This is a genomic window from Rhodococcus sp. EPR-134 (assembly GCF_001647205.1).
Lineage (GTDB): Bacteria > Actinomycetota > Actinomycetes > Mycobacteriales > Mycobacteriaceae > Rhodococcus_F > Rhodococcus_F qingshengii.
In genome coordinates, this window is sequence record NZ_LVCT01000024.1 from 1 (window position 1) to 6,312 (window position 6,312).

Consider the following 6,312-nt stretch of genomic DNA (forward strand, 5'->3'; position numbering starts at 1 on the left):
ACTATCGCGTCGACAGCACCGAGGACGTCGCTGCCGCTCTGGCATTCCTGCTCGACGAGCGTCGTACGTGGCTTTCCGGCGCCGACGCTCCGCCCATCGAGCGACTCTCGATGCTCGCCAGTCCGCGCACCGTCGCTTTGGTGACCCCGGATGCGACGCTGACCTGGTTGTGTCACCCGGAACCGGATTCAGCGGCCGTCTTCGCACACCTTCTCGGCGGAACCGGGGCCGGCCACTTCTCGGTCGGGCCTCGACGCACAGCCTTGCCGCTGAGCCAGAAGTACATCGACAGCACGATGACAGTTCAGACCCGCTGGGCGAGCCTGTCCGTCACCGACTACCTCCCCCACGACGTCCCACAGGGACGAACCGACCTGACCCGCATCATTTCAGGTCAGGCCGACGCGATCGTCTCGTTTGCACCCCGTCCCGAGTTCGGCCAGGGTCAGGTCACGCTCGAGGTCGTCGACGAGGGCATTCGGGTCCTCGGCACCAACGAGCCGTACGTACTCCGCTCCCCCGGTGTGCTGTGGAACATCGCCACCGACGGAAACCAGCAGACCGCCCACGCCATCGTCGAGCCGTCCAAGGGTGACGTCGTCCTCGAATTGCGCTGCGGAACAGAAGAAATCGGCCCGTCCGACGTTCCGGAGCTCGAGCGTCGAGCGACCTCGGAGGCCTACTGGTCCGATTGGGCCAAGACGCTCGAACTCCCGAAGCTGAAGCCGGACTTGATGAAACGCTCTGCTTTGACCTTGCGCGGGCTGGTCCACGCCGATTCCGGTTCCATCATGGCTGCCGCGACGACGTCCCTGCCGGAAGAGATCGGCGGAGTCCGCAACTGGGACTACCGCTATTGCTGGTTGCGCGACGCCGCCCTCACCGCAACAGCTCTCGTGAGCGTCGGATCCACCGACGAGGCCGAGAACTACCTGGACTGGGTCCACCGCGTGCTCGAAACACTGCCGGGACCCGAGCGCCTGCACCCCCTCTACACGCTCTACGGGACTTCGCTACCGCCAGAGGCCGTCATCGATTCACTCCCCGGATACGCCGGCTCCCGGCCGGTCCGCGTCGGAAACGCCGCGAATCAGCAGGTTCAACTGGACGTGTTCGGCCCGATCGTCGAGCTCATCGTCGAACTGGCGAATGCACGCGAAAAGGCCGGTGATCCCGATCCTTTGAGCGACCGCGACTGGGAACTGGTGTGCGCCATGGTCGAAGCAGTGCAGCGGCGCTGGTTCGAACCCGATCACGGCATCTGGGAAATTCGCGACAACCCGCGCCACCACGTCTATTCCAAGGTTATGGGCTGGGTCACCGTCGACCGCGCCGTCGATCTTGCGACCCGCTTTTCTCGCGAGGCCCTGCCCGAGTGGGCGGAACTGCGTGACCAGATCGCCGACGAAGTACGACACAAAGGCTGGAAGGACGACGTCCAGTCGTACACCGCAGCCTACGACGGTACCGATCTCGACGCGGCGACTCTGCACATCGGACTGTCGGGGCTGATCGATCCGACGGATCCGCGCTTTGCTGCAACCGTCGTAGCCACCGAGGCCGAACTACGCAGCGGCTCAACGGTATACCGCTACCATCACGACGACGGCCTGCCCGGCATAGAAGGTGGATTCCATCTCTGTGCCGCCTGGCTCGTCGAGGCATACCTACTGATCGGGCAACGCCTGCAAGCAGAGGCGCTGTTCGACCAGTTGGTCGCGGCAGCGGGTCCCACCGGACTGCTCGCGGAGGAGTACGACCCCATCGCGGAACGCTCACTGGGCAACCACCCCCAGGCGTACAGCCATCTGGGCTTGTTGCGCTGCGCCCAACTCCTGGCGTGAGCGCTACCCCTTGATCCGACCTGATGTTCGCCCGGCCAGTAGTTCGGTGTCGAGCATCTCGACTATCGGAACGCCGGATCCAGACGGCGACATCAAGAGCGCACCGGCACGCCGGCCCTTCTCTTCCTGGGGCTGGCGCACCGTTGTGAGTGATTCACGCAGCGCCTCGTCAACGCCGTCGAATCCGGTGATCGACAGTTGGCCAGGTACATCTATGCCCTGCCAGCGCGCCCAGTCCAAGGCGCCGAGAGCCAGCACATCGGTGGTGCAGACCAGTGCGGTGATCTCGGGGTTGGTCGCGAGAGCTTCCGCCGCCGCCGAGTGCCCGGACTGCGATGTGTGGACGTACCGCTCGATCACGGTGAGTGAGAGTGGGTCCATGTCGGCCGCCACCATCGCGTCGCGCACTCCTTCGATCCGCTCACGCTGGACGTGGAAGTGTGGGGACTTGAGTCGTTCCTGGCTGACGACGCCGTCCATCCGGTCGCGCCCCAGCCTCATGCAGAGCACGCCGATGTCACGGTGTCCGAGACCGATGAGGTAGTCGGCGACCTTGCGCATGGCAGCGCGGTCGTCGATGCCCACGAGCGATGCACCGGGAATCTCGCGGGGCTGGTCGCAGACGACGATCGGAATGTGACGCTCGAGCACGGCGGCAAGATACGGGTCGTCGTCGGCCACGGAGTAGACGACAAAGCCGTCGACGCCCGCCTGCTGGACCACGGCCGCAGCATCCACCTCGTCGCGCCCGGGCCCGGCCGGGATGAGCAGCAAGCCCTGGCCGGCGTCCTCACATGATTCCGAGAGACCGGCCAGGAAGCTCATGGCAGCCGGGTCACGGAACGAATAACTGAGTGCTTCGGTAAGCAGGAGACCGACGGCGCCGGCTTTGCGAGTTCGCAAGGAGCGGGCGACCGGATCAGGTCCGGGGTATCCGCGTCGCTTGGCCGCTTGGAGCACTCGATCCCGCAGCTCGACGGAGAGCTGATCGGGTCGGTTGTACGCGTTCGAGACTGTAGTTCTCGACACATTGAGCTCGGCGGCAAGCGACGCCAAAGTGGCTTGACGGCGTGGCTGACGGGACCGGGGCATAAACGGACGTTAGCCGTAGTGCCCGCAGACGGCGCGTTGGGGCTGAACCGAAGGTGAACTACCAGCGACTATGCGCTAATGTGTAACGGTAACGGTTTCCAATAGCATTTAGCCCAGCCTTTGTTCAGGAGAAAAGCACGTGCGTTCGTCGTCGAAATTCCGCACCGCCACCGCCCTCGCGGCCGTCTCGGTCGCCGCAGCATTCGCGCTCACCGCGTGCAGCTCAACCTCCTCGAAGGACGACAGCATCACCGTCGTCGCATCGACGAACGTGTGGGGCGACGTCGCGCAGGCCGTCGCCGGCGACAAGCTGACCGTGACGTCGATCATCAACGAGCCGTCCGCGGACCCGCACTCGTTCGAGGCGACTCCCGCCGATGCCGCCAAGATCACCGACGCATCGCTCGTCGTCTACAACGGTGGCGGCTACGACCAGTTCATCACCGACGTCCTCGACGCAGGCAAGGGCGAGCAGAATGCGGTCAACGCCTACAACCTGCTCGACGGCGGCATCCACGCCGGCGAAACCGCGGGCGAATCGCATGACGGTCACACCCACGGCGCAGTCAACGAACACGTCTGGTTCGACATCCCGACCGTCGACGCCGTCGCACATTCGGTGGCCGATCAGCTGAGCGCTCTCGATCCGGACAACGCGGCGACCTACGAGGACAACGCGAAGGCATACAGCCAGAAGCTCGCCGGCGTCACAGCGATCACCGATTCCATCGCCGCTGCCCACGCAGGCGCACCGGTGGCGCAGACCGAGCCGATCGCGCACTACCTCCTGGTCGCAGCTGAACTGAAGGACGCAACTCCCGAAGAGTTCACCAGTGCCATCGACGACGGCAACGATCCTTCACCGGCCGCAATCGCCGCAACGCGCCAGCTCCTCTCGGAGAAGCAGGCCCGCGCACTGGTCTACAACATCCAGACGCAGGACAAAGTGACCCAGGACATGCGCACCACAGCCGAAACCGCCGGAGTGCCCGTCGTCGAGGTTACGGAGACTCTCCCCGAGGGCCTGGACTACATTCAGTGGCAGACGCAGACCGCGGAGTCGCTCGCAAACGCCCTCTCTGCCCAGTAATTATTTGCCCCACCATTTCCGAGAAGAACCGATCGGCTTGTGACAGAAACTTCCGCGAATACTCCTGTGCCCCCTGGTAACACCGTGCCTTCTGGTAACACCGTGCCTTCTGGTAACACCGTGCCTTCAAAGGCCTCCGTGCCCGCTGTCACGCTGAAGGACGCTCGATTGTCCTTCGGCGCCCGCACATTGTGGGACGGGCTCGATCTCGAGGTACAGCCAGGTGAGTTCATCGCCGTACTCGGGCCGAACGGGTCGGGCAAGACCTCGCTCCTGAAGATTCTGCTGGGCCAACTACAACTCAGCGGCGGTAGTGCACAGATCGTCGGCACGCCGGCACGGGCCGGGAACTCACACGTCGGGTACATCCCGCAGCAGAAATCGATCGACGACGGCCTCCCGCTCCGCGGCCGCGACCTGGTCGGCCTCGGCGTCGACGGTCACCAGTGGGGTACGGGCCTACTGCGTCGGGGTCGTCGCCGCAAGATCGTCGACGACGCCATCGCACAGGTCAGCGCCCAGTCGTTCGCCGACGCTCCCATCGGTTCCATGTCCGGCGGTGAGCAGCAGCGACTGCGGATCGCACAGGCTTTGGTCGGCGACCCGCGGATCCTGTTGTGCGACGAGCCGCTGCTCAGCCTCGACCTCGCCAACCAGCACCTGGTCTCGACGCTGATCGACAAGCGTCGGCGCAGCCATGACACCGCGGTGCTGTTCGTGACGCACGAGATCAATCCGATCCTGCCGTTGGTGGATCGAGTGCTCTATCTGGTGGACGGTAAATTCCGGATCGGGACGCCGGCCGAAGTGATGACGTCCGAGGTTCTCTCGGATCTGTACAACACCGACGTCGAAGTGTTGCAGGTTCGTGGCCGCCTCGTCGTGATCGGCACCGGAGACGCCATCGACGCGCTCGGCAGCGCAGGCGGACTACGCCCGGGAGAAGGCGTTCACCATTCTGATGAGGATCACCACCAGTGAGTAACAAGTTCACCGACGCGATGTCGCGGATGTTCGACGTGTCCGCCACCGTCGACCTACTGCAGTACGACTTCGTCCAACAGGCGTTGATTGCCGGTGCCATCCTCGGATTGTTGGCCGGCATCATCGGGCCGCTGATCGTGAGCCGTCAGATGTCGTTCTCGGTGCACGGAACGAGTGAGCTGTCACTGACGGGCGCATCCGCCGCACTTCTCGTCGGTGTGGGCGTCGGCTTCGGTGCCATCGTCGGATCCGTGGTCGCGGCAGTGCTGTTCGGACTGCTCGGAGCCAAAGCGCGCGACCGAGATTCGGTGATCGGCGTGATCATGGCTTTCGGCCTCGGCCTGTCGGTGTTGTTCCTCTGGGCGTACGACGGTCGCACGGGAACCAGCTTCTCGTTGTTGGTCGGACAGATCGTGGCGCCGGGAAACAGCGGTCTCGAACTTCTGCTGCTGTGCGCGGTCATCGTGATCGGCACACTCGGATTCATCTACCGCCCTTTGCTGTTCGCAAGCACCGACCCCGAAGTTGCTGCAGCTCGCGGTGTTCCGGTCCGGGCACTGTCGATCGTGTTCGCAGTGTTGGTCGGCATCACCGCAGCACTCGGCGTACAGATCGTCGGTGCTCTGCTGGTGATGTCGCTGCTGATCACCCCCGCAGCGGCCGCCGCGTACGTCACGGCAAGCCCACTCAAGGCCACGATCCTCTCCGTCGTGTTCGCCGAACTGGCAGCCGTCGGCGGCATCCTTCTCTCGCTGGCCCCCGGCGTTCCCGTCTCGAGTTTCGTCACCTCGGTCTCGTTCGTGATCTACCTGATATGCCGACTCTTCGGATCCGCACGTCGCAAGAATGCCGGACGGATTCCGGCGCACGCCTGAACACCGAGAGCCCATACCTACCTAGAATCGAGGTATGGGCTACAGCGTTGATCTGAACAGCGACCTCGGCGAGGGCTTCGGAGCCTGGACCCTGGGCGACGACGACGCCATGCTCGAACTTGTCACCAGCGCGAACATCGCCTGCGGATTCCATGCCGGCGACCCGACAACGCTGTTGGCGACTTGCGAATCCGCCGCCGCCCGCGGCGTCCGGATCGGCGCGCAGGTGGGGTACCGAGACCTCGCCGGTTTCGGCAGACGCTTCATCGACGTCTCCCCGAAGGACCTCACCGCCGACGTCATTTATCAAGTAGGGGCACTCGACGGTTTGGCTCGTGTCGCCGGATCGCGGGTCACGTACGTCAAACCCCACGGCGCGCTCTACAACGCAATAGTCCATCACCGACGGCAGGCGCGGGCCGTGGTC

6 protein-coding genes are annotated in these 6,312 nt (G+C 64.4%); 5 read left to right on the forward strand and 1 reads right to left on the reverse strand.

Features of this window, described 5'->3' with window-relative positions; all coding sequences use genetic code 11:
• A partial coding sequence (locus A2J01_RS00920) for a glycoside hydrolase family 15 protein (RefSeq protein ID WP_064111520.1) occupies positions 1-1,844 on the forward strand: 1,844 nt, incomplete at its 5' end.
• A 3-nt stretch (positions 1,845-1,847) separates the two neighbouring features.
• Here the strand turns inward: A2J01_RS00920 and A2J01_RS00925 are convergent.
• Positions 1,848-2,936 (reverse strand): LacI family DNA-binding transcriptional regulator, encoded by a 1,089-nt coding sequence (locus A2J01_RS00925; RefSeq protein ID WP_003945452.1) that lies wholly within the window; start codon positions 2,934-2,936, stop codon positions 1,848-1,850.
• Between the two features lie 139 nt (positions 2,937-3,075).
• Here A2J01_RS00925 and A2J01_RS00930 point away from each other — a divergent pair, with 139 nt between their 5' ends.
• From A2J01_RS00930 to A2J01_RS00945, 4 genes are all read left to right on the forward strand, one after another.
• Positions 3,076-4,026, forward strand: a complete 951-nt coding sequence (locus tag A2J01_RS00930; RefSeq protein WP_064111523.1) for a metal ABC transporter solute-binding protein, Zn/Mn family — start codon at positions 3,076-3,078, stop codon at positions 4,024-4,026.
• A gap of 120 nt (positions 4,027-4,146) precedes the next feature.
• Positions 4,147-5,007: a metal ABC transporter ATP-binding protein gene (locus A2J01_RS00935; RefSeq protein ID WP_029254441.1), complete on the forward strand. Its 861-nt coding sequence runs from the start codon at positions 4,147-4,149 to the stop codon at positions 5,005-5,007.
• On the forward strand, positions 5,004-5,885 hold the full coding sequence (locus A2J01_RS00940; protein WP_003945811.1) for a metal ABC transporter permease: 882 nt from the start codon (positions 5,004-5,006) through the stop codon (positions 5,883-5,885). Before A2J01_RS00935 ends, A2J01_RS00940 begins: the two co-directional genes overlap by 4 nt.
• Before the next feature lie 34 nt (positions 5,886-5,919).
• Positions 5,920-6,312 (forward strand): 5-oxoprolinase subunit PxpA (locus tag A2J01_RS00945; RefSeq protein WP_197494130.1); only part of this gene is annotated, 393 nt, incomplete at its 3' end.

What these genes read in the sequence shown, in the direction of transcription:
- A2J01_RS00925 (WP_003945452.1), bottom strand. Translation starts at nt 2,936, where the DNA reads ATGCCCCGGTCCCGTCAGCCACGCCGTCAAGCCACTTTGGCGTCGCTT.